We start from the raw sequence: 19,745 nt of genomic DNA, 5'->3' as shown, positions 1-19,745 counted from the left end.
CGGCCGCGGTTCCGCCGACGACAGCGGCGCCGCCGCCTACCACGGTCGCGCCGCCGCCCACCACGGCCGCCCCGCCGCCGACCCAACAGCAGACGGTGGCGCCGCAGCCGACGCAGGCGCCCCAGACTCAGGCACCCGTGCCGCAGACTCAGGCGCCCGCGCCGCGGACACAGGCGCCGGTGCCGCAAACCCAGGCGCCGGTACCGCAAACCCAAGCCCCGGCCCCGGCTCCGCGTACGCAGGCCCCGGCGCCAGCCCCAAGGGCACCCACCGTGGCGCCCAAGCCGCCCTCGGGCGGCAGCGGCGGCAGCGGCGGCGGCCGCTCCGGTACGGGAGGCGTGAACTGATCTCGGCCGGCTGACCCATGCCCGGCGCCGCGGTGACGGTGGTGTTGCCCTGTCTCAACGAGGAAGAGTCGCTGCCGGCGGTGCTGGCCGCGATTCCGGCCGGCTACCAAGCGCTGGTGGTGGACAACAACAGCACCGACGACACCGCCGCGGTGGCCGCCCGGCACGGCGCCCGGGTGGTTGGCGAGGCGCGCGCGGGATACGGGGCCGCCGTGCACGCTGGTGTGGTCGCGGCGACGACGCCGATTGTGGCGGTGATCGACGCCGACGGTTCGATGGATCCCGGCGACCTGCCCCGGTTGGTCGCCGAGTTGCAGCGCGGCGCGGACATGGTGACCGGCCGACGCCGCCCGGTCCCTGATCTGCACTGGCCGTGGGTGGCCCGGGTCGGCACCGTGGTGATGAGTTGGCGGCTGCGCACCCGCCACCAGTTGCCGGTGCACGACATCGCACCGATGCGGGTGGCCCGCCGCGAGGCGCTGCTGGAACTGGGTGTGGCCGACCGCCGGTCGGGTTATCCGCTGGAACTGCTGGTGCGCGCCGCGGCCGCGGGCTGGCGGGTGGTGGAACTCGATGTCAGTTACGGCCCGCGCACGGGCGGCAAATCCAAGGTGAGTGGGTCGCTGCGGGGCAGCATCACCGCGATTCTGGACTTTTGGAAGGTGATTTCGTGAACCTGCCGGTCACGATTCTGGTGGTCGCCAAGGCACCGGAACCAGGCCGGGCCAAGACTCGACTCGCCGCGTCGGTCGGCGACGAGGTGGCCGCACAGATAGCCGCCGCGGCGCTGCTCGACACCCTGGATGCGGTGGCCGCCGCGCCTGTTGCCGCCCGGGTGGTGGCTCTCACCGGTGACTTGGGCAATGCGGCCTGCGCTGCCGAGATCCGGCAACGACTCGGATCGTTCACGGTGATCGAGCAGCGCGGCGACACCTTCGCCGAGCGGCTCGCCAACGCCCACGCGGATGCGGCCGGCGAGAATCCGGTGCTGCAGATCGGGATGGACACTCCCCAGGTCAGCCCCGAGTTGTTGGGCGAGTGCGCGCGACGGTTGCTCGACAACGCGGCCGTGCTCGGGCTCGCGGTCGACGGCGGGTGGTGGGTGCTGGGTCTGGCAACGCCGACCGGCGCCGAAACCCTGCGCAGCGTCCCGATGTCGCAAACAGACACCGGTGAACTCACGCTGAAAGCGTTGCAAGACAACGGCCTTCAGGTTTCCCTGGTGCCGAAGCTGGCCGACGTCGACCTCGCTGGTGACGTCGCCGCGGTGCGCGAAGCGTGCGGTTCGGCGAGTCGCTTTGCGCGAGTGACCCGCGCCGCCGGGTTGTGAGCCTTCACCAGTTCGTGAAGATGAAGCTGTTGATCAACAGGGCTCCGATGGCGTTGATTGCCAACCACATTCGGTGCGACCGCACCGGCAAGAGAGCCGGCGCGGCGGTGAGCCAGATGGTGAAGGGAAGCCAGATCCGCTCGGTTTCGGCCTTGCTCAGCATGCTCAGATCCGCGAATACAATCGCCGCCAGCGCGGCCACCAGCAACAGGTGAAAGCCCGACCGGCGACATATCGCGACACGGTCGAAGACCCGACCGACCCCGGCGACGCTGCCCAATCCGATCGAGCAGACGACGCACGCCAGGTTGGCCCAGCTCCAATACTGAAACGGCCGGTCTTTGGCGACGCCCTGCCAATAGCGTTGCTGCACAAGGTCGTAGCCGTCGAACCAATAGAACCCCGCGATCGCGAACGTTGCCGCCACCGCCACCGCCGCAAGCACCGCCGGGCCGAGTGTCCGCAGCGCCGCGCGCCAATTCGCCGCCGACACCAGCACCGCCAATGCGGGCATCCCCATCAGCACCAGCCCGTAGCTGAGGAAGAGGCACCAGCCGAGCACCAGGCCCGCCGCGGCACCCACCACCGCCGGAAATCGAGTCGCGCCATGCACGGCCAGCGCCAGCAGCGCGATGCCCCACGCCGCCACCCCGGCGAAGTAGCCGTCGGCCGATACCGCGACCCAGATTGCCGTCGGCGCCACCGCAACGAACGGGGCCGCGCGGCGCGCCATGTCCTCGCCGGCCAGCGTCCGCACCGTCACCACGACGGCGGCCGCGGCGCTCGACCCAACCAGCAGGCACAGCAGGCCCGCCCACGCCCCCCCTGATAGGCCGATGCGGTCCAGCCATACGAAGGACAGCAGCGCACCAGGCGGGTGGCCGGAGACGTGCGTGGTCCACGAGTGCGGCTGGAAGTCGACGATGCGGCTGGCGAACGTGCGCACGGTCGCCGGGATGTCGGTGACGCCGGGCACTTCCGAGAGGTACTCGTCCCTGGTAGTCAGTCGGCCCGCGAAACCGCGCTGCCAACCGTCGATCATCGCCAGCGCAAACGCCCACGCAGCCGCCGTCGCCCACGTCACCAGAGTCAGCAGCCACCACGAAAAACGTTGCGCCACAACGGGACCCCACACAACAACGGCAACCGCGATGGCGATCGCCGCCGCGGTTGCCCAGCCGAAGTGCGCATCCCAATAGCCGAAGATCGGCGCGGCGCCCGCGTGGGTGCCGAATCGTTCCAGGCCGGTGTCCCGTCGGGGGTTGATCCCCCAGTCCAGCCGTGGCAGCACGAACGCGGCAGCCACCAGCACGACGGCGACCGAGACCGCGACAGCTTCCCGGCGCGCGATCCTCACAACAGCTCAGCCTAGGTCAGCCTGAGGCCCCGAACCGCCGCACCAATGCGGACCGGTCCACCTTGCCGATGCCGCGACGCGGCAGTTCGTCGACGATGTGCAGTTCCCGCGGTGCGGCGGTGATGTCCAAGGTTTGAGCGACGTGGGCGCGCAGCGAGTCCAGGTTCGGCGGCACCGATCTGGGCGCCAGCACGACCGCGGCGACCACGCGTTGGCCCAGGCGGTCGTCGGCTACTCCGAACACCGCGCAGTCCCGCACCGCGGGGTGGGTGTTCAGTGCGGTCTCGACCAGGCCGGGCAGTACCGTCAGCCCGCCGGTGCTGATCGCCTCGTCCGCCCGTCCCAACACGGTCAGCACACCCGAAACGCTCACGGAGCCAAGATCGTCGGTTAAGAACCAGCCAGGTTCGGCGAACGGGTCGGGCTGCACGGGGTTGCGATAACCCTTGGCCAGGGTGACACCGCCGAGCGCGATGCGGCCATCGGCCAGCACCCGCAGCCCAACCCCGTCGAGTGGGACGCCGTCGTAGACGCAGCCGCCGGCCGTCTCGCTCATCCCGTAGGTGCGTACCACCGTGATGCCGGCCGCGGCGGCGGCGGCGAGCACCGGTTGCGGCGCGGGTCCGCCACCGAGCAGCACGGCGTCCAGTTCGGCGAGTGCGGCCGTGGCCGGGGCGTCATCGAGCGCCTTGGACAACTGCGCGGCCACCAGCGAGGTGTATCGCCGGCCCGACCCCAAAGCCCGTATCGCGCGCGGCAATTCGCCGATATCGAAGCCGGCCGACACATCCAGTTCGACCGGGTCGGTACCGGAGATCACGCTACGCACCAACACCTGCAGGCCGGCGATGTGATGTGGCGGGATGGCGAGTAGCCAACGCCCCGCCCCGCCGAGACGGCGGTGGGTGGCCGTTGCGCTGGCGATCAGGGCCGCGGCGGTCAGCAGCGCCCCCTTGGGCGCTCCGGTGGTGCCGGACGTCGTCACCACCAGCGCTACGTCGTCGTCGATCTCCGCTCCGACGCGCAGGCGACCCAGGACGGGATCGGTGTCGTCAGCCACTGCAACGAACGCGGCGTCCTGCCCGTCGAGCACTCCGTGCAGGGCGGGCAGTAACAGCCGGGTAGCCGAACCCGGTGGGACGCGCAGCGCCCGCAGGACGGCTATGCGCGATCCCCGTTGTCGCGCCTGTCATCGAGCGGCCAGCCTTGGGCGGCCAACCTGGTACGGACTCGCTCGATGTCCTCCGGCGACGGCAGTTCGTCGGTGAGCTGGGTGATCGCGACGCCGATATCGATGTTGTCGATGTTGAGTTCGCCGCGCAGGATCAGCTCGTTGGCGACCGCCTTGATTTCGTCGTTGGTGAGGCGGCGCGCCAGCAAGGCAAGCACGGCAAAGGAATCGGTCGGCGGAATGCCGTCCGGATACCCCGCTCGCAACCACGAGACGATGGAACTCAAAAAACGGTTCATTGTGCGCTCAACTTACCCGCCGCCCCACCAGCAAAACCCTACGTTGACTGGGATCCCAGCATCACGGCTTGGCGCCCAGGAACGGATAGTGGGTGTGGTGGGCGATGAAGTCTCTGGCGATGTAAAGCACGCCGATGACGACCACCGCGACGACGAGCGCGAAGATCGCCCACGCAATCGCCACCAGGAATGGGTTCTGCTTTTCGTCGACTCGATCCAGGCTGGCGTTGCCGGTGCCGGCGGCATGCAGTCGAACTCCCAGGGCGAACAATCCCGGCAATGCAGCACCGGCTAGCAGGCTGAAGAGCAGAATCTTGCCGGTGGCTCCGTAGTTGAACCATGCGTTCATGAGGCGTTCCGTGCGGGAATCTGGCCGTCCGAGCCGAATTCGGCTGCTACGGCGTCCGACTTGGGTCCCGTGTCAGGCGGCGGTTGGTCCCAGTCTTGGCCGGCTTGCAACCCTGCGGTCAGGTGGCCTTCCCACTCGGCGTTGACGTTCTTGTGGTCGACCTTCACCGCACGCGAACGCAGGTATATGGCGGCCGAGACCGCGACCAGCATCGAGAAGCCGAGGATCGCACCGGGATATCCGCCGACCAGGTGGACGATCCAGTAGGTGAGCGCACCGACGATCCCGGACAACGGCAGCGTCACCAACCAGGCGGTCGCCATCCGACCGGCCACCCCCCAGCGAACCTCGGCGCCCGGCTTGCCCACCCCGCTACCCAGTACCGAACCGGTGCACACCTGCGTGGTGGACAGCGCATAGCCGAAGTGGGCCGAGAGCAGAATGACTGCGGCCGAAGACGATTCGGCGGCCATGCCTTGCGGTGACTTGATCTCCACCAATCCCTTGCCGAGTGTGCGGATGATCCGCCAGCCGCCGAGGTAGGTGCCGCCTGCCATCGCCACGGCGCAGCACACGATCACCCACAGCGGTGGCATGACGGCCGTTTTGCTGACCGATCCGTAGGACATCAGTGCCAGGAAGATCACGCCCATCGTCTTCTGTGCGTCGTTGGTGCCGTGCGCCAGCGATACCAGCGACGCGGAGCCGATCTGTCCACGCCGGAACCCCGCCTCGGTGCGCTCGTCCGGCACGCCGCGGGTGATCCGGTACACCAGCCAGGTGGCTGCCGCCCCGACGGCGATCGCCAGTATTGCTGCGATCACGGCCGGGATGAGGACTTTGGAGATCACCCCTTTCCAAATGACGCCGTGCCCGCCGACGGCCGCGATCGTCGCGCCGACGATGCCGCCGATCAGCGCGTGGGAAGAGCTTGACGGGATACCAAGCAACCACGTGAGCAGGTTCCAGACGATGCCGCCGACCAGTCCGGCGAACACCAGTTCCAACGTGACCAGGTTCGCGTCGATCAAACCCTTGGCGATAGTCGCGGCCACCGCCGTGGACAGAAACGCGCCGATCAGGTTCAGCACCGCCGAAAGCGCGACCGCCACTTTCGGTGCCAGCGCGCCGCTGGCGATCGAGGTCGCCATGGCATTGCCGGTGTCGTGGAACCCGTTTGTGAAGTCAAACGCGAGCGCGGTGATCACGACGATGATCAACAGGAACAGCTGGATGTTCACGGGCCTGATTCTTGTGGTCGGAGTCTTCCCTTGTCGAACGAATCGAAAGGGAAATGCAGGAATATCGCCAGTCGTCGCCAGATGTTACCTATGAGTTCATCTTGGGTTCGTTCGCGCTCATTGGCGGGTGTCCTGGCGCAGCGGATGACCCTTGGGAACCTCGATGAAAATCAACGTGACGCCGTCGGGATCGGTCACGTGCATCTCGTGCAAACCCCAGGGTTCGCGTCGGGCCTCGCGGGCGATCGGCACTCCCCGTCCCCGCAGCTCGTCCTGGGTTGCGGCCAGGTCGCGCACCTGCAGCCACAAAGCCCCCGGGAACGGTCCGCGGGAGTGGTCGGGCTCGTCGTAGCCGGTCAGTTCCAGCAGCGACTGACCAGCGAAAAACACTGTGCCAGCACCGTATTCACGGGCGATGGCCAATCCGATCTCGTCTCGGTAAAAGCTCAACGAACGCTGGTAGTCCGCGGGTCGCAGAAGCATCCTGCTCGCCAGAATCTCCATTAGTCGTGTCTAGCACGCCTAGCGGGCATCACGCCGCTGCATCAGCGTGTTGACCCAGCGCGGGCCGACGGTGTTCAGCGCCTTCGCCGCGATCGCCATTCGCGGCGCGATCTGTACCGGCCGGGTGCGAGCCGCGGTGATCATCCACTCGCCGGCCTCCTGCGAAGTAAGCGCCGGCAACCCTTCGTAGGCTTTCGTCGGGGCGATCATCGGGGTGGCCACCAACGGGTAGTACAGGGCCGTCGAGTGCACCCCCTTGGGACCCCACTCGGTTTCGGCGATTCGGGTCACCGAGGTCAACGCCGCCTTGGAGGCGTTGTAAACCGCGAACAGCGGGGCGGCCTCGTTGAGCACACCCCAGGTGGAGACGTTGATGATGTGGCCGTCGCCGCGCTCGACCATTCCAGGCGCCAGGCCGCGCATAAGCCGAAGCGGCGCATAGTAATTGAGCACCATGGTCCGCTCCACGTCGTGCCAGCGTTCCAGTGACTCGGCCAGCGGACGGCGGATGGACCGACCGGCGTTGTTGATCAGGATGTCGATGCCGCCAATGCGTTTCTCTACGTCGGCCACCAAGGCGTCGACGGCGTCCATGTCGGAGATGTCGCACGGGATCGACATCGCCGTGCCGCCTCGGCTGGTGATCCGGTCTGCCAGTTCGTCGAGCAGGTCCCGGCGGCGGGCGACGACGACGACCGTGGCGCCGCGCTCGGCGAACTGTTCAGCCGCGGACTCTCCGATGCCTGAGGATGCGCCGGTCAACAGGATGCGCTTGCCATCGAGGTCGACCGGCTTTATTGCCGGACGGTTGAGCAGCACCTGGGGTGAAATGGGAGGGCGCATGCTGGCCAGCACAATCTGGTCGGTCAATCGCCGCAGCGGACTCTTACTCACCGTGGCGAGTCTAGGCGGGGCCTTTGGGTGCCGAGCGTCACGCCAGCGTGACCGTCCGCGCCGAGCGTCACGCCAGCGTGACCGTCCGCGCCGAGCGTCACGCCAGCGTGACTGTCCGCGCCGAGCGTCACGCCAGCGTGACGGCCCGCGCGCGTGGCCGCCTCAGAAATAACGCGGGAACGGAGCCCAATCCGGGGGACGCTTCTCCAGGAAGGCGTCGCGACCCTCGACGGCCTCGTCGGTCATGTATGCCAGCCGGGTTGCCTCTCCCGCGAACAGTTGCTGGCCCACCAGGCCGTCATCGAGCAGGTTGAACGCGAATTTCAGCATCCGTTGCGCCTGAGGCGATTTGGCGTTGATCTCGGCTGCCCACTGCACCGCCACCGTCTCCAGCTCGGCGTGCTCGACCACCTCGTTGACCGCACCCATGTGGTGCATCTGCTCTGCGGTGTAGGGCCGGCCCAGGAAGAAAATTTCGCGAGCGAATTTCTGGCCCACCTGCCGAGCCAGGTACGCGCTACCGTAACCGCCGTCGAAGCTGCCCACGTCGGCGTCGGTCTGCTTGAACCGCGCATGCTCTCGGCTGGCCAGGGTGAGGTCGCAGACCACGTGCAGGCTGTGCCCACCACCTGCGGCCCACCCGTTGACCAGGCAGATGACCACCTTCGGCATGAACCGGATCAGCCGTTGTACCTCGAGGATATGCAGCCGGCCGGCGCGTGCGGCGTCGACGGTGTCGGCGGTCTCTCCGCTCGCGTACTGGTAACCGCTGCGTCCCCGGATCCGCTGGTCGCCCCCGGAGCAGAATGCCCAACCGCCGTCCTTGGGCGACGGACCGTTGCCCGTCAACAGCACCACACCTACGTCGGGGGACATCCGCGCGTGGTCGAGTACCCGGTACAGCTCGTCGACGGTGTGCGGCCGAAACGCATTGCGCACCTCGGGACGGTCGAAGGCCACCCGCACCGTCGCATCCTGCGTGTGGCGGTGGTAGGTGATGTCGGTCAAATCGTCGAAGCCGTCGACGGCTCGCCACTGTGTCGGGTCAAATGGGTTGTCACTCAAGGTTCTTGAACTCCATCCTGGTCGATGGTGTGGTCATCGCAACTGATCGTTTGGGCGGCCGTCATCCCTGCGCGGACGTGGCCGTCAGGGTATCGGTTCGTTGCCGGCGCGAATCCCGGCAGGGGCTGTTGACGCCGTCCCTGTCGAGATCGTCGACCTCTGGGTGGCGGCACCGGGGGAGCAGCATTGCCGCCGGGCGCGCAGCATCACACCGGATCGAAACGAAAAACTGCGCACCGCCCCGCCAATGCCTCGAACTCCTCCGGACGCCCCTCGGTGATCAGCCCGGCCCGCTTCATGAAGCTCATCCCGGTCGGCACCTCGGTGGGGAACGCCCGCAGTACCGGCTTGGCGTCGGTTGGCGACAACTCCACCATCCGCACTCGTTCGGCCGTGCGGCCGCGTCGCAGCGTGACTTCGCTTGCGGCCCTGACGTTTTGGACCCAGTCGGCACCGGGAAAGCCGCCGACGACGTAGCGCTGGCCGTCGAAACTCATCGGCGTGATCGGGGTTGACCGAGGTTTGCCGGACTTGCGACCCGGCACGGTCAGCACCACCGGGCTCTCGCCGCCGAACTTCATACCCAGCTTCGACATCTGGATGAACAGCTTGTTGGCGGGCTTGAGCCACCACGGCGGCCGGATCCCTTCAGCCATGCCTTCACAGTAATCACACCCTCGCCGAGCGTGCGACGAGCTGCACGTTCGGCGAGAAGACTCAGCCCACGGCGCGGCCGGCGCCCTCCCAGAACTGCGCACGCACGGCTTTCTTGTCTGGTTTACCCAACCCCGTCAACGGCAGCGCGTCGACGACGATCACCCGCTTCGGCGATTGCACCGAGCCCTTGCGGTCCTTGACCGCGGCCTGGATCTCGGCGGTCATGGCTTCGATCGCCGCGTCGTCGCGGGCGGCGTCGGTGCGCAGCACCACCACCGCGGTGACGGCCTCGCCCCATTTCTCATCGGGGGTGCCGACCACGCATGCCTGCGCGACGGCAGGATGCTCGGCGATCACGTCTTCGACCTCGCGAGGGAACACGTTGAATCCACCAGTGACGATCATGTCCTTGACCCGGTCGACGATGAAGTAGAAACCGTCCCCGTCTTCGCGGGCCATGTCGCCGGTGTGCAACCAACCGTCCTTGAAGGTGTCGGCAGTGGCCTCCGGCTTGTTCCAGTAACCGGCCGCCAAAAGCGGTCCGCTGACACATATTTCGCCCGGCTCGCCCTGTGGCACCGGATTGCCGTCCTCGCCCAGCAGCGCCACCCGCGCGAACAGGGTAGGCCGTCCGCAGGAGGTCAGCCGCTTCTCGTCATGGTCGGCCTTTGCGAGGTAGGTGATCACCATCGGCGCCTCGGACTGGCCGTAGTACTGGGCAAAGATCGGACCGAATCGCCGGATCGCCTCGGCCAATCGCACCGGATTGATCGCCGAGGCGCCGTAGTACACGGTCTGCAGCGAGGACAGGTCGCGAGTGTGCGAATCCGGGTGATCCATCAGTGCGTACAGCATCGAAGGCACCAGCATGGTCGCGGTAATGCGTTGTTCTTCAATGACTCTCAGCACTTCGCCCGGGTCGAACTTGGCCAGCACCACCATCTCACCGCCCTTGACCACGGTGGGTGTGAAGAACGCCGCGCCGGCATGCGAGAGCGGAGTGCACATCAGAAACCGCGGGTGCTCGGGCCATTCCCATTCGGAGAGCTGGATCTGGGTCATCGCGGCGATGTTGCCGGTGGTGCCGATCACGCCCTTGGGCTTGCCGGTGGTTCCACCGGTGTAAGCCATGCCGCCGATGTTGGAAGGCGGCAGATCAGCGACAGCCAACGGCTTGGGCTCGAACGTGGCCGCCTTCGCCGACAGATCCACCGCCACATCTTTCAAGGCCTCGGGAACCGGGCCGATCGTCAGGATCTGCTTGAGCGAGTCCACCTTCTCCAGCAAGCCCAGCGCCCGCTCGACGAACATCGGGTTGGGGTCGATGATCAGCGCGCTGGCGCCGCAGTCCGAGAGCACATACGCGTGGTCGTCCAGCGACCCCAGCGGGTGCAAAGCGGTGCGCCGATAACCCTGGGTCTGGCTGGCGCCGAGAATCATCAGCACCTCGGGCCGGTTGAGCGACAGCAGGCCGACCATGACTCCGCTGCCGGCGCCCAGCGCCTCGAACGCCTGCACGTACTGGCTGATCCGTTCGGCCAACTGGCCGCCGGTCAGCGTGGTGTCGCCAAGGAACAGCACCGGTCGGTTCTTGTGGCGCTTGAGCGCGCCCGCCAGCAGGTGGCCGTTGTGGGTGGGATTGCGCAGCAGGTCGTCACTCATGTGGCAAGACTAGAACGTGTTGCAATTTTAGTCAGCCGCGGCCTCGCCGACGACGACTATCAGTAGGATTCCCGCATATGACCGCCGCAGATGTCGTCATCACCGGGACCGTTCTGACCGTCGACGAAAAGCGGCCCACGGCCGAAGCGCTCGCCGTCGCCGACGGCCGGATCATCGCGGTCGGCGACCGGTCCGACATCGCGCAATACACCGGTGCGGACACCCAGATCATCGACATCGGCGACGGATGCGTGATGCCCGGATTCATCGAGGCGCACGGGCATCCCCTGATGGAGGCCGTCGCATTGTCTGACCGCATCGTCGACATCCGCCCGGTGACGATCCCAAACTCGGCCGATGTAGTGGCCGCCGTCGCGCGCGAGGCCGAGCGGCGCGGACCTGACGGCGCCTACCTCAACGGTTGGGACGCACTGCTGCAGTCAGGACTGCCGGAACCGACCCTGGGTTGGCTCGACGACATCGCCCCAGACGGCCCCCTGGTGATCATCCACAACTCCGGTCACAAGGCGTACTTCAACTCCCGTGCCGCCGCGCTCAACGGCCTGACCCGCGACACCCCCGACCCGAAGGGCGCGAAATACGGGCGCGGCGCCGACGGTGAACTCGACGGCACGGCCGAAGAGATCGGGGCGGTGTTCCCGCTGCTGGGCGGTGCCATCCAGGCGGGTAACTACCCCGACATGCTGCGCGCCGAGTGCGCCCGCCTCAATCGAGCGGGGTTAACCACGTGTTCGGAGATGGCGTTCGACCCGAAGTTCAGGCCGCTGGTCGAGCAGTTGCGCAGTGACCTCACGGTGCGGCTGCGCTACTACGAGGTTTCCAACGCGCAGATGGCCACCGATGCCGCCCCCGGTCAGGGCGACGACCTACTGCGTCAGGTCGGCATCAAAATCTGGGTGGACGGCTCGCCGTGGATCGGCAACATCGCCCTGTCGTTTCCGTACCTGGACACGCCGGCCACCCGCAGCGCGGGCATCCAACCTGGATCCTGCGGCTGCGCTAACTACACCAAAGAGCAGCTCACCGAGATCGTCGGCGCCTACTTCCCCCTGGGGTGGCAGATGGCGTGTCACGTGCAGGGCGACGCCGGTGTCGACACCATCCTCGACGTGTACGAAGAGGCGTTGCGCCGGCATCCGCGTAACGATCACCGGCTAAGACTCGAACACGTCGGTGCCATCCGGCCTGAGCAACTGCAGCGCGCCGCTGTCCTTGGTGTCACCTGCAGCATCTTCGTCGACCAGATCCACTACTGGGGTGACGTGATCGTCGACGGGCTGTTCGGCCCCGAGCGCGGCTCGCGCTGGATGCCGGCCGGATCAGCGGTGGCGACCGGCATGCGGATCTCACTGCACAACGACCCGCCGGTCACGCCCGAGGAGCCGCTGCGCAACATCAGCGTGGCCGCCACCCGGGTGGCGCCCAGCGGGCGGGTGCTTGCCCCTGAGGAGCGGCTCACCGTCGAGCAGGCGATCCGGGCGCAGACCATCGACGCCGCCTGGCAGTTGTTCGCCGACGACGTGATCGGCTCAGTGGAAGTGGGCAAGTACGCGGACCTGGTGGTGTTGTCCGCCGATCCCCGCGTGGTGCCGCCCGAGCAGATCGCCGACCTCAAGGTGCAGGCCACCTTCCTGGCCGGTCGGCAGGTCTACGGGCAGTGACTTGTCCTCTTCAGCCGAACCTGGCGGACCTTTTGGACCGCCTGCACGTCGTGGCGTTGCCCATGCGCGTCCGTTTTCGCGGCATCACCACCCGGGAGGTGGCGCTGGTCGAGGGACCTGCCGGTTGGGGCGAATTCGGCGCGTTCGTGGAATACGAACCGCACGAGGCTGCGCACTGGCTCGGCGCGGCGATCGAAGGCGCCTACCGCGCACCCCCACCGGTCAGACGCGACCGCATCCCGATCAACGCCACCGTGCCCGCTGTGTCCGCCGAACAGGTGCCCGAAGTGCTGGCGCGGTTCCCCGGTGCCGGCACCGCCAAGGTAAAGGTGGCCGAGCCGGGTCAGAGCTTGGCCGACGACGTCGACCGGGTGAACGCGGTGCGCGAACGGGTGCCGACCGTGCGGGTGGACGCCAACGGCGGCTGGAGTGTGGCCGAAGCTGCCCGGGCCGCCGAAGCCCTCACGGCTGACGGTGCGCTGGAATACCTGGAGCAACCCTGTGCCACCGTTGCCGAACTCGCCGAGTTGCGCCGACTTGTCGATGTTCCGATCGCCGCCGACGAGAGCATCCGCAAGGCTGATGACCCGTTGGCCGTCACCCGGGCCGGCGCCGCCGACATCGCGGTGCTCAAAGTCGCTCCGCTGGGCGGAATTTCGAAAATGCTCGCGGTTGCCGAGCAAATCGGCATTCCGGTGGTGGTGTCCAGTGCGCTGGATTCCGCCGTCGGCATCGGCCGTGGCCTAGCAGCCGCCGCCGCTTTGCCGGAACTGCGCCACGCATGCGGTTTGGGCACCGGGCGGTTGTTCGTCGATGACGTCGCCGCGTCCGCAGTACCCGTCGACGGCTACCTTCCCGTCGCGCCGGTGAGGCCGGATCCGCAGCGGCTGGACGCCCTGCGCGCGCCGTCGACGCGCAGACAGTGGTGGATCGACCGCGTCAAGGCGTGCTACCCGTTGCTTGTACCGTCGTTCGAGTGATCAACCTGGCTTACGACGACAAGGGGACCGGTGAGCCGGTTGTCTTCATTTCCGGTCGTGGCGGTGCCGGACGCACCTGGCACCTGCACCAAGTGCCGGCGTTCCTGGCTGCCGGATACCGCTGTGTCACGTTCGACAACCGCGGCATCGGCGCCACCGAGAATGCCCAAGGTTTCACGACGCAGACGGTGGTCGCCGACACCGCCGCACTGATCGAATCCCTCGGTCTGGGCCCGGTGCGGATCGTCGCAGTCTCGATGGGCTCCTATATCGCCCAGGAACTGATGGTGGTCCGCTCCGAACTGGTCAGCTCGGCCGTGCTGATGGCCACCCGCGGGCGGTTGGACCGCACCCGACAGTTCTTCCACCAAGCCGAGGTCGACCTCGACGGCGCCAGCATCGAGCTGCCCGCCACTGTCGACGCGAAATACCGCTTGCTGGAAAACTTTTCGCGAAAAACCCTCAACGACGACGCGGCGGTCGCCGACTGGATCGCGATGTTCAGCATGTGGCCGACCAAGCTCACGCCCGGGTATCGCTGCCAGCTCGACGTTGCGCCGCACACCAACCGGTTGCCGGCCTATCGCAACATCGCTGCCCCGGTGTTGGTGATCGGCTTCTCCGACGACGTGATCACGCCGTCCTATCTGGGCCGCGAGGTTGCCGACGCCCTGCCCAACGGCCGCTACCTACAGATCCCGGACACCGGGCATCTCGGGTTCTTGGAGCGACCCGAGGCAGTCAACGCCGCAATCCTGAAGTTCTTTGCGGGTGTCAGGGCATAGGTCAGACGGGCTTGAACTGGTTGATCAGCCACGTCCCTTTCACCCTGGTCAGGTTCACCCTTACCGAGCTTGAAGTCGACCGCGGGTCGGCGGCGTCGTTGGTGGTAGTTGTTTGATCGACGAATACGAGGATCGTCGCCTCGGAGCTCGTCAACGTTTCTACGCCGGCTCGCTGAACTTTGGCGGTAGTGGTCAGCGCCCTCGCCCGTGCCGCAGGTTCGACGATTTGCCTGGTGAATTCGTCGTAAAAGCCCAAGAAATCCCCGGTGAGACAGGCTCTCGCAGCGGCAAAATCCCGGTCGAGGGTGTCGGGCGAATAGCTCAACACCTTCACCGTTCCGTCGCTTGCGGCATCGATCACCGTCTGGCGAGCCGCAGCCTGGTCGGCAATGGCGGGTGGTTGTCGGCTCTTGACGACCAACTGCCAGGCACCGACGGAAGCGGCGGCGGGCGTCGCAGCCATGAGCACGACGACCAACACCCACCAGGCGACGCGCTTCACGATACGAACTCCACCTTGGACACCTTGTAGGCATCGCCGAGCCTTTCGACCCGCAGGGTCAACCGCCAGGCTCGCGGTTTGTCGTTGGTGCCCCCACTGTTTGTCACCTTCGATGACGCGGCGACCAGGACCTGAGCGGTCGCGCCGCTGATCGATTCCAGGGCCGCGGCGTCGACGGTTCCCTCTGTTGTAACCTGCGCCTGCTCGACTACCTGGCGAAAATCAGAGCTGCGATTTGCGAAGTCGTCATGAAATTCGCCGGTCGATCCATCGATGATGCGCTGAACGTCACTGGCAGAAGAATGCGCGCTCAGACTCGTCAGCCAGATCGTGAACTGCTTGGCGTAGTCGACATAGGGTTGCCACCGGGGTGTCGAGGCAGCCACGGGATACGGACGCAGCACCTGTGTCGCAGCGAAGCCAACAGCACCCATGAACAACAGCACCAAAACCAATGGCACCACAATCGCCGGCCACTTCCGCTTGCGCGTGGGTGAAGGCATGCGGTGATAGGGGATTGGTGGACCCGACGGCCATCCAATTGCGGCGTGAGTAACCGGTCCGACCGGTGGCCAGGGCGCGGTAGCCGCAGCCGAATGGGCGGACACGCCGGTAAGCGCATCGCCGAGGGCCCGGGCGAAGTCCGAGCAGCGCGGATAACGCTGGGCCGGATTTTTAGACATCGCCTTGGCGAGCACCCAGTCCAGGCCTGCCAGCGCAGGTCGCCGCTCAGACAACAGCGGGGGCGGGGCGGTGAGATGTTTTCCGATCACCACGGCAGCGTTGGAATGCTGAAACGGTGCAGTGCCAGCCAGCATATGAAAAGCGGTGGCGGCCAACGCATATTGGTCGGACCGTCCGTCCAGCGCTTGGCCCATCAGCTGCTCGGGGGCCGCATAAGCAATCGAACCAATGGTGGCGTTGGTCGCGGTCAGGCCACTGATGTCGTCGGTCTTGCGGGCAATTCCGAAGTCGGCCAGCAGGATTCGCCGTTGATCCGAGTCCGATCTGGTCAACAGGATGTTGGCCGGCTTGACGTCGCGATGCAGCAGGTTGCCATGGTGGGCGTAATCCAGCGCGTCGGCAACGGCCGTGACGATCTCCAGTACCTGAGCCGGCGGCAAGCCGTCGCTATCCTGCAGCGCGCATGCAGCATCGGTGCCTTCGACGTAGTCCATCGTGATCCACAGCTGGCCATCGAACTCCCCGCGGTCGTGCAGTCCGACGATGTTGGGATGCCACAACGTGGCCGCGAGGTCGGCTTCCCGATTGAAGCGTTGCCGGAAATCGACGTCCTCGGTCAGCGACGAGGGCAGGATTTTCAACGCTTCCAGTCGTGGCAGCCGGGGATGTTGGGTCAGGTAGACCTCGCCCATTCCGCCGGAACCAAGCTGGCGCTGGATCGTGTAGCCAGCGAAAACGGCGCCATTTGCGAGCGGCATGACAGCAAATCCTACTGACCCCGAGCCGCGGAGGTGTTCACCGAACGCTCCGCGGACGGTGTTCGTTGGCTGTGACACCCTGTACTGGTGAACCCCTCGACGACCCAGGCGCGCGTCGTCGTCGACGAATTGATCCGCGGCGGCGTCCGCGACGTGGTGTTGTGTCCCGGCTCACGCAACGCGCCGCTGGCGTTCGCATTGCAGGACGCCGACCGCGCGGGCCGGCTCCGGTTGCACGTGCGCATCGACGAACGCACCGCCGGCTACTTGGCCATCGGCCTGTCGATCGGTGCTGATGCGCCGGTATGCATCGCCATGACGTCGGGCACCGCCGTGGCAAACCTCGGGCCCGCGGTCGTCGAGGCGAACTACGCAAGGGTGCCGCTGATCGTGCTTTCGGCCAACCGGCCCTACGAACTGTTGGGCACCGGCGCCAACCAGACGATGGAGCAGCTGGGCTATTTCGGTGCCCAGGTCCGGGCCACCATCAGCTTGGGCCTCGCCGAGGACACCCCCGAGCAACTGGCCGCGCTGAATGCCACCTGGCGATCGGCGACCTGCCGAGTGTTGGTGGCTGCCAAGGGTTCTCGTACCGCCAACGCCGGACCCGTGCATTTCGACGTCCCGCTGCGCGAACCGTTGGTGCCCGATCCGGAACACCTGAATGTGCCCACCCCGCCGGGTCGCCCGGACGGCAGGCCGTGGACTTACACCCCGCTGGTCACCTTCGATCAGCCGTTGGATATCGACCTGAGGCCGGACACCGTCGTCATCGCCGGGCACGGCGCGGGATCCCATCCCAATCTCGCGGCCTCGCCCACCGTCGCCGAGCCGACCGCACCAGCGGCGGACAACCCGCTGCACCCATTGGCGTTGCCGCTGTTGCGACCCCAGCAGGTGATCATGCTGGGCCGCCCGACGCTGCACCGTCCGGTCTCGTCGTTGCTGGCCGACCCGAGCGTGCCGGTGTATGCGCTGACGACGGGCCCGCGCTGGCCCGACGTGTCGGGAAATTCGCAAGCCACCGGCACCCGAGCGGTCACCACCGGCGAGCCCACCCCGGCGTGGTTGCGCCGCTGCGCCGAACTGAACAAGCAGGCCCTCGACGCGGTGCGCAGCCAACTCGCCGAGCACCCGCTGACCACCGGGTTACACGTGGCCGCCGCGGTGGCCGATGCGCTGCGACCCGGTGACCAGCTGGTATTGGGGGCTTCGAACCCGGTGCGCGATGCGGCGCTGGTCGGGTTGAACGCCCACGGCGTCCAAGTTCGGTCCAACCGAGGCGTCGCCGGCATCGACGGCACCGTGTCCACCGCGATCGGGGCCGCGCTGGCACACGAGCGCACCGGTGATCCGCAGTCGCGCACCGTTGCCCTGATCGGTGACTTGACCTTCGTCCACGACAGCTCCGGGCTGTTGATCGGACCAACCGAACCCACCCCGCGGCAGCTGACCATCGTGGTGTCCAACGACAACGGCGGCGGCATCTTCGAGTTGCTCGAACAGGGCGACCCGCGATTCCGCGACGTTTCGTCCCGCATCTTCGGCACCCCGCACGACGTCGACGTGGGCGCGCTGTGTCGCGCGTATCACGTCGAGAGCCGCCAGATCGAAGTCGACCAGCTGGCCGCCGCCCTCGACGAACCCGCCACCGGGATGCGGGTGTTGGAGGTCAAGGCGGACCGGTCCTCGTTGCGACGTCTGCACGCGGCCATCAAGGCCGCCCTGTGACGACGCTAAAACAATTGCTGCGCACCCTGATTCACGGCACCAGTGAAGAGTTGCCGGACACCCGGGCGCGGATCGTGGTGCGGTGGGCGCGGATTACCGTGCTGATCGTGGCACTTCTGGTCACGCTGCAATCGGTGCTGTTGGTGGCCGGCGCATGGCGGAATGATTTGGCGATCCAACGCAATATGGGGGTGGCGCAGGCCGAGGTGCTCAGCGCCGGGCCGCGGCGGTCCACCATCGAGTTCGTTACGCCCGATCGGGTCACCTACCGACCCGAACTCGGCGTGCTGTACCCGTCGGAGTTGGCCACCGGCATGCGGATCTACGTCGAATACAACAAGAGGGATCCCAACCTGGTTCGGGTGCAACATCGCAACGCCGGGCTGGCGATCATCCCGGCGGGGTCTATCGCGGTAGTGGGCTGGTTGACGGCCGCAATCGCGTTGATCCTGCTTGCGGTGCTGGATAAACGGCTGAACAGACGCGCGCAGCGTCGGTAGCAGAATTTCGCGTCGCGTATTCCCCTCGGCAACCTTGCCGACAGTCGGCGCTGCCAGTGTGGTGTCGTGCGCGTTGCGATCGTCGCCGAATCGTTCCTCCCGCAGGTCAACGGTGTCAGCAACTCGGTGGTCCGGGTGCTGGAACATCTGCGTCGCTGTGGTCACGAAGCGTTGGTCATCGCACCGGACAACCCGCCCGGGCAGCCCCGCGCCGACCGCCTGCACGACGGGGTGCGGGTGCACCGGACGCCGTCGCGGATGTTCCCGAAGGTGACCACCCTTCCGTTGGGTGTGCCGACACCGCGAATCCTGCGGGTAGTGCGCGGATTTGATCCCGACGTGGTGCACCTGGCCTCGCCGGCGCTGCTGGGTTTTGGGGGATTGCTGGCCGCACGCCGGCTGGGCGTGCCGACGGTGGCCGTCTACCAGACCGATGTCCCGGGATTCGCTGCGAGCTACGGCATTCCGGCCACCACACGGGCCGCCTGGGCGTGGTTTCGCCGCTTGCACAGCCTCGCCGACCGCACGTTGGCCCCGTCCACCCCGACGATGGAAGTCCTTGCCGCCCAACGGTTCCCGCGTGTGCATCGATGGGCGCGTGGAGTTGATCTGATCCGGTTCGCACCATCGGCGCGTGATGAGACGCTGCGTCGGCGATGGTCACCGGACGGCAAGCCGATCGTCGGATTCGTCGGACGTCTGGCCCCGGAGAAGCACGTCGAACGGCTGGCGGCGCTGGCGGCAGACGCAGCGGTGCGCGTGGTCGTCGTCGGTGACGGCGTCGACCGGACCAAGCTGCAATTGGCAATGCCCACAGCCGTTTTCACCGGCGCGCTGTACGGCGACGAGCTCGCCGCGGCATACGCCAGCATGGACGTCTTCGTGCATCCCGGCGAACACGAGACGTTTTGTCAGGTCGTGCAGGAAGCGCTGGCGTCGGGGCTGCCGGTTATCGCCCCCGACGCCGGCGGCCCGCGCGACCTGGTGACCCCCTGGCGCACCGGGTTGTTACTGGGAGTCGAGGAGTTCGAAGCGCGATTGCCCGGCGCCGTCGATCACCTGCTGGCCGAGCGGGAACGGTATTCGCCGGCGGCCCGGCGCAGTGTGCTCGGCCGCAGTTGGCCGGTGATCTGTGACGAGCTGATCGCTCACTATGGAGCGGTGCTGGCCGAACCGGCGCGAGCGGGGACCACACGCCGGTACGCCTAGCCCGTGACGGGCGCCTGCGCCAGCTTGCCAATTCCCGC

General features: G+C 67.1%; 20 protein-coding genes and 1 pseudogene. 9 read left to right on the top strand and 12 right to left on the bottom strand.

Features of this window, described 5'->3' with window-relative positions; all coding sequences use genetic code 11:
* From A5634_RS28775 to A5634_RS24310, 3 genes and pseudogenes are all read left to right on the top strand, one after another.
* A pseudogene (locus A5634_RS28775) lies at nucleotides 1-347 on the top strand (DUF732 domain-containing protein); the annotation flags it as partial.
* Between the two features lie 17 nt (nucleotides 348-364).
* A complete protein-coding gene (locus A5634_RS24315; protein WP_065146586.1) occupies nucleotides 365-1,021 on the top strand; it encodes a glycosyltransferase family 2 protein in 657 nt (218 codons plus the stop codon).
* Nucleotides 1,018-1,677 carry a TIGR04282 family arsenosugar biosynthesis glycosyltransferase gene (locus tag A5634_RS24310; protein ID WP_065146585.1) on the top strand — a complete coding sequence of 220 codons (660 nt, stop codon included), beginning with the start codon at nucleotides 1,018-1,020 and terminating at the stop codon, nucleotides 1,675-1,677. The genes A5634_RS24315 and A5634_RS24310 overlap by 4 nt, the downstream gene beginning before the upstream one ends.
* A 4-nt stretch (nucleotides 1,678-1,681) precedes the next feature.
* Here A5634_RS24310 and A5634_RS24305 read toward each other — a convergent pair whose 3' ends face one another.
* The 10 genes from A5634_RS24305 to fadD8 all read right to left on the bottom strand — a co-directional run bounded on the left by A5634_RS24305 (nucleotide 1,682) and on the right by fadD8 (nucleotide 10,876).
* The gene (locus A5634_RS24305) at nucleotides 1,682-3,034 is read right to left on the bottom strand and encodes a hypothetical protein (RefSeq protein ID WP_065146584.1); all 1,353 of its coding nucleotides are present in this window, start codon (nucleotides 3,032-3,034) and stop codon (nucleotides 1,682-1,684) included.
* Between the two features lie 16 nt (nucleotides 3,035-3,050).
* Entirely contained in the window at nucleotides 3,051-4,127 is a 1,077-nt protein-coding gene (menE, locus tag A5634_RS24300; RefSeq protein ID WP_253861884.1) for an o-succinylbenzoate--CoA ligase, read from the bottom strand.
* A 68-nt stretch (nucleotides 4,128-4,195) separates the two neighbouring features.
* A complete protein-coding gene (locus A5634_RS24295) occupies nucleotides 4,196-4,504 on the bottom strand; it encodes a DUF3349 domain-containing protein (RefSeq protein ID WP_065146582.1) in 309 nt (102 codons plus the stop codon).
* Nucleotides 4,505-4,565: 61 nt separating this feature from the next.
* A complete protein-coding gene (locus tag A5634_RS24290) occupies nucleotides 4,566-4,853 on the bottom strand; it encodes a hypothetical protein (RefSeq protein ID WP_065146581.1) in 288 nt (95 codons plus the stop codon).
* The gene (locus A5634_RS24285; RefSeq protein WP_065146580.1) at nucleotides 4,850-6,094 is read right to left on the bottom strand and encodes an inorganic phosphate transporter; all 1,245 of its coding nucleotides are present in this window, start codon (nucleotides 6,092-6,094) and stop codon (nucleotides 4,850-4,852) included. Before A5634_RS24285 ends, A5634_RS24290 begins: the two co-directional genes overlap by 4 nt.
* 117 nt (nucleotides 6,095-6,211) lie before the next feature.
* A complete protein-coding gene (locus A5634_RS24280; RefSeq protein ID WP_065146579.1) occupies nucleotides 6,212-6,598 on the bottom strand; it encodes a VOC family protein in 387 nt (128 codons plus the stop codon).
* 18 nt (nucleotides 6,599-6,616) lie between these two features.
* Complete coding sequence (locus A5634_RS24275) at nucleotides 6,617-7,492, bottom strand: SDR family oxidoreductase (protein WP_065146578.1); 876 nt, start codon at nucleotides 7,490-7,492, stop codon at nucleotides 6,617-6,619.
* Nucleotides 7,493-7,654: 162 nt separating this feature from the next.
* Nucleotides 7,655-8,557 carry a 1,4-dihydroxy-2-naphthoyl-CoA synthase gene (locus tag A5634_RS24270; RefSeq protein ID WP_065146577.1) on the bottom strand — a complete coding sequence of 301 codons (903 nt, stop codon included), beginning with the start codon at nucleotides 8,555-8,557 and terminating at the stop codon, nucleotides 7,655-7,657.
* A 206-nt stretch (nucleotides 8,558-8,763) separates the two neighbouring features.
* Nucleotides 8,764-9,213, bottom strand: coding sequence for a nitroreductase family deazaflavin-dependent oxidoreductase (locus A5634_RS24265; RefSeq protein ID WP_065146576.1), 450 nt, complete (start codon nucleotides 9,211-9,213; stop codon nucleotides 8,764-8,766).
* Between the two features lie 61 nt (nucleotides 9,214-9,274).
* Complete coding sequence (fadD8, locus tag A5634_RS24260; protein ID WP_065146575.1) at nucleotides 9,275-10,876, bottom strand: fatty-acid--CoA ligase FadD8; 1,602 nt, start codon at nucleotides 10,874-10,876, stop codon at nucleotides 9,275-9,277.
* Between the two features lie 77 nt (nucleotides 10,877-10,953).
* Between fadD8 and A5634_RS24255 the strand changes: the two genes are divergently transcribed.
* The 3 genes from A5634_RS24255 (at nucleotide 10,954) to A5634_RS24245 (ending at nucleotide 14,323) form a co-directional block, all read left to right on the top strand.
* Complete coding sequence (locus A5634_RS24255) at nucleotides 10,954-12,558, top strand: amidohydrolase (protein ID WP_065146574.1); 1,605 nt, start codon at nucleotides 10,954-10,956, stop codon at nucleotides 12,556-12,558.
* 62 nt (nucleotides 12,559-12,620) lie between these two features.
* The gene (locus A5634_RS24250; protein WP_065146591.1) at nucleotides 12,621-13,538 is read left to right on the top strand and encodes an o-succinylbenzoate synthase; all 918 of its coding nucleotides are present in this window, start codon (nucleotides 12,621-12,623) and stop codon (nucleotides 13,536-13,538) included.
* A complete protein-coding gene (locus A5634_RS24245; RefSeq protein WP_065146573.1) occupies nucleotides 13,535-14,323 on the top strand; it encodes an alpha/beta fold hydrolase in 789 nt (262 codons plus the stop codon). Before A5634_RS24250 ends, A5634_RS24245 begins: the two co-directional genes overlap by 4 nt.
* 1 nt (nucleotide 14,324) lies before the next feature.
* Here A5634_RS24245 and A5634_RS24240 read toward each other — a convergent pair whose 3' ends face one another.
* Both A5634_RS24240 and A5634_RS24235 read right to left on the bottom strand, forming a co-directional pair.
* A complete protein-coding gene (locus A5634_RS24240) occupies nucleotides 14,325-14,825 on the bottom strand; it encodes a hypothetical protein (RefSeq protein WP_253861882.1) in 501 nt (166 codons plus the stop codon).
* Nucleotides 14,822-16,267 (bottom strand): serine/threonine-protein kinase, encoded by a 1,446-nt coding sequence (locus A5634_RS24235; protein ID WP_065146572.1) that lies wholly within the window; start codon nucleotides 16,265-16,267, stop codon nucleotides 14,822-14,824. Before A5634_RS24235 ends, A5634_RS24240 begins: the two co-directional genes overlap by 4 nt.
* Before the next feature lie 87 nt (nucleotides 16,268-16,354).
* Here A5634_RS24235 and menD point away from each other — a divergent pair, with 87 nt between their 5' ends.
* The 3 genes from menD (at nucleotide 16,355) to A5634_RS24220 (ending at nucleotide 19,707) form a co-directional block, all read left to right on the top strand.
* Entirely contained in the window at nucleotides 16,355-17,998 is a 1,644-nt protein-coding gene (menD, locus tag A5634_RS24230) for a 2-succinyl-5-enolpyruvyl-6-hydroxy-3-cyclohexene-1-carboxylic-acid synthase (RefSeq protein WP_065146571.1), read from the top strand.
* On the top strand, nucleotides 17,995-18,498 hold the full coding sequence (locus tag A5634_RS24225) for a DUF3592 domain-containing protein (protein WP_065146570.1): 504 nt from the start codon (nucleotides 17,995-17,997) through the stop codon (nucleotides 18,496-18,498). Before menD ends, A5634_RS24225 begins: the two co-directional genes overlap by 4 nt.
* Before the next feature lie 66 nt (nucleotides 18,499-18,564).
* Nucleotides 18,565-19,707, top strand: coding sequence for a glycosyltransferase family 4 protein (locus A5634_RS24220; RefSeq protein ID WP_065146569.1), 1,143 nt, complete (start codon nucleotides 18,565-18,567; stop codon nucleotides 19,705-19,707).
* The last annotated feature ends 38 nt before the right edge of the window (nucleotides 19,708-19,745 follow it).

The sequence above is a fragment of the Mycobacterium asiaticum genome (assembly GCF_001673365.1).
GTDB classification, from domain to species: Bacteria; Actinomycetota; Actinomycetes; order Mycobacteriales; family Mycobacteriaceae; genus Mycobacterium; species Mycobacterium asiaticum_A.
Note: the sequence above shows the minus strand (reverse complement) of the source record. Positions and strands in the feature narration are given on the sequence as shown.